Consider the following 2,936-nt stretch of genomic DNA (forward strand, 5'->3'; position numbering starts at 1 on the left):
CGTCAGAGCTGACGGCACCCCCGGCGCTGTCCCGGCCCCGCTGTTTCCGCCGCTCCTGCCGTCCCCGCCGCCCCTGCCGCTCCTCCCGGCCGAGCCGTGCGAGCTGCCGCAGGGCGGGCAGCGCCCCGGCGAGCGCGCCGCGCTCCTCGGGGGTGAGGCCCGCGATGAGCGGCGTGAGCTGCTCGGTCCGCTCCCGGCTCCGCGACTCGCCGACGCCGCGGCCCTCCTCGGTGAGACGCACGAGGACGGCGCGGCCGTCGCGCGGGTCGCTTTCGCGTACCACGAGGCCGTCACGTTCCAGGCGTTGAACGAGCTGGGTCAGCCCCGGCTGGCTGAGCTGCTCGCTCGCGATCAGTTCGGTCAGCCGTTTCGGGGCCCCGTCGCAGGCCAGGGCGTCGAGCACCGACAGCGTGCTGAAGGCGTGGTTTCGCCGACGTGGCAACCGGATGTAGAAACGGTTGAAGTCATCGAGGACATCGATGAACTGAGCCACACTCAGGTCGTTCCGGGAGGTGTGCACGCGGGGGAGCCTATAGCTTGCGGAGCGGCTATGTATTGATAGCTTATACAAGTTGCTTATGGTGTTTCGGGTGGGCGCCGCAGCGCGATGCGTCATGCGCGGCCGCCTCCCTGTCACCGTCGAGCTCTTAACCGTCGTGAGAGGAACGCATGACTGTTCGTGTGGGTATCAACGGCTTCGGCCGCATCGGGAGGAACGTCTTCCGGGCCGTCGCCGCCAGAAACGCGGACCTGGAGATCGTCGCCGTCAACGACCTGGGCGACGTTCCGACCATGGCCCACCTCCTGGCCTACGACTCGGTCCTCGGCCGCTACCCCGAAGAGGTCACCGCCGAGACCGGCGCGATCCGCGTCGGCGACCGCACGGTCAAGGTCCTCGCCGAGCGTGACCCCGCCCAACTGCCCTGGGGCGACCTGGGCGTGGACGTCGTCATCGAGTCCACGGGCATCTTCACCAAGGCGGAGAAGGCCCGCGCGCACATCGACGGCGGCGCCAAGAAGGTGATCATCGCCGCCCCCGCGAGTGACGAGGACGTCACCATCGTCCTGGGCGTCAACGACGACCTGTACGACCCCGCGCGGCACTCGATCATCTCCAACGCCTCCTGCACCACCAACTGCCTCGGCGTCCTGGCCAAGGTGCTGCACGACAGCGTCGGCATCGAGTACGGCATGATGACCACGGTCCACGCCTACACCCAGGACCAGAACCTCCAGGACGCCCCGCACAAGGACCTGCGACGCGCCCGCTCGGCCGCCGTCAACGTGGTGCCGACGTCCAGCGGCGCCGCCAAGGCCATCGGCCTGGTCCTGCCCGAACTCAAGGGCCGCCTCGACGCGTTCGCGCTGCGCGTGCCCGTACCGACAGGATCGGTCACCGACCTGACGGTCACCACGAGCCGCCCCACCACGGTGGAGGAGATCAACGAGGCCTACGCGAAGGCCGCCGAAGGCGCCTACAAGGGCCTGCTCTCCTACACCGAGGCCCCCATCGTCAGCTCCGACATCGTCACCGACCCGGCCTCCTGCATCTACGACGCGGGACTCACCCGCGTGATGGGCCCGCAGGTCAAGGTCGTCGGCTGGTACGACAACGAATGGGGCTACTCCAACCGCCTCATCGACCTCGCCCTGAAGGTCGGCACCTCGCTCTAGAGGCCGTCCGCAGCGGTGAACCGGCGCCCGCCGAGCCACAGCAGTGAACCGGCGCCCGACGGGCGCCACTCCCACGCTCGTCCGTCACCCCCTTGTGCGCTTCCCTCCCGGTGCTCTCAGCAACGCCGCTCGAGCACGGCACCGGGGCTTTGTCATGCCATCCCAGTGCCGAGTTCACGCGGAGAGGTACCACATGACCGAGACGCCCACCGCCCCCACGGACCTCACGGAGTGCCGGGCGTGACCCCGACACCGAGCAGCCTGCACCGGGTGCGCGACACGCTCACCCCCGCCCTGCGCACCGCGCTCGACCGCCTCGACGAGGAGAGCCGCCACCAGGCGGCCTACCACTTCGGATGGATCGACGCCGCCGGCGCCCAGGTCTCCGACGGCGGCGGCAAGGCGGTACGCCCCGCCCTCGCCCTGCTCTCCGCCCAGGCGGCGGGCGCACCGGAGGAGACCGGCCTGCCCGGCGCCGTCGCCGTCGAACTCGTCCACAACTTCTCACTCCTCCACGACGACCTGATGGACGGGGACGAGCAGCGCCGCCACCGCCCCACCGTCTGGTCCCTGTGGGGCTCCGCGGGCGCCATCCTCACCGGCGACGCCCTGCTCGCCCTCGCCCAGGAAGTGCTCCTGGAGTGCGGGCGGCCGACCGCGGCGACCGCCGCCCGGCTGCTCTCCCGCGCCACCCGCGACCTGATACGCGGCCAGGTGCTCGACATGTCGTTCGAGCGAAGATCCCACGTCGGCGTCGACGAGTGCGTGGAGATGGCCGCGGGCAAGACCGGCGCGCTGCTCTCGGCGAGCGCCGCGATCGGCGCGGTCCTCGCCGGGGCGCCCGTCACCGTCGTCGACGCCCTCGCCCTCTACGGCGACCAGGTCGGCATCGCCTTCCAGCTCATCGACGACGTGCTCGGCGTCTGGGGCGACCCCGCCCGCACCGGCAAACCCGTCCACAACGACCTGCGTACGCGCAAGAAGTCCCTGCCCGTGGCGTACGCGCTGAACAAACAGGGCACCTCAAGCGTCGAACTGGCCGCCTGGCTCAGCGCCCCCGACGAGCCCGACGAGGCCGAACTGCGCCGCGCCGCCGACCTCGTCGAGGCCGCGGGCGGCCGGACCTGGGCCGTCGCCGAGGCCACCCGGCGCCTCGAACTCGGCGAGGCGGCCCTGCGCGACGCCGCCCTCGACCCCTCCGCACGCGAGGAACTCATCGCACTCGGCGCCTTCATCGTGGGCCGCGACATGTAGCCCCGCAC

At 71.2% G+C, this 2,936-nt stretch carries 3 protein-coding genes; 2 read left to right on the top strand and 1 reads right to left on the bottom strand.

Annotation, left to right across the window (positions count from 1 at the left end; all coding sequences use genetic code 11):
• On the bottom strand, window positions 1-520 hold a 520-nt coding region (locus tag AB8Z36_RS34560), incomplete at its 3' end, for a MarR family winged helix-turn-helix transcriptional regulator (RefSeq protein WP_369217341.1).
• Between the two features lie 149 nt (window positions 521-669).
• Between AB8Z36_RS34560 and gap the strand changes: the two genes are divergently transcribed.
• On the top strand, window positions 670-1,674 hold the full coding sequence (gap, locus tag AB8Z36_RS34565; RefSeq protein ID WP_369217342.1) for a type I glyceraldehyde-3-phosphate dehydrogenase: 1,005 nt from the start codon (window positions 670-672) through the stop codon (window positions 1,672-1,674).
• A gap of 240 nt (window positions 1,675-1,914) precedes the next feature.
• Window positions 1,915-2,928: a polyprenyl synthetase family protein gene (locus tag AB8Z36_RS34570; protein WP_369217343.1), complete on the top strand. Its 1,014-nt coding sequence runs from the start codon at window positions 1,915-1,917 to the stop codon at window positions 2,926-2,928.
• Window positions 2,929-2,936 lie beyond the last annotated feature (8 nt).

Origin of the sequence: Streptomyces flavofungini (assembly GCF_041028215.1) — a bacterium.
Lineage (GTDB): Bacteria > Actinomycetota > Actinomycetes > Streptomycetales > Streptomycetaceae > Streptomyces > Streptomyces flavofungini_B.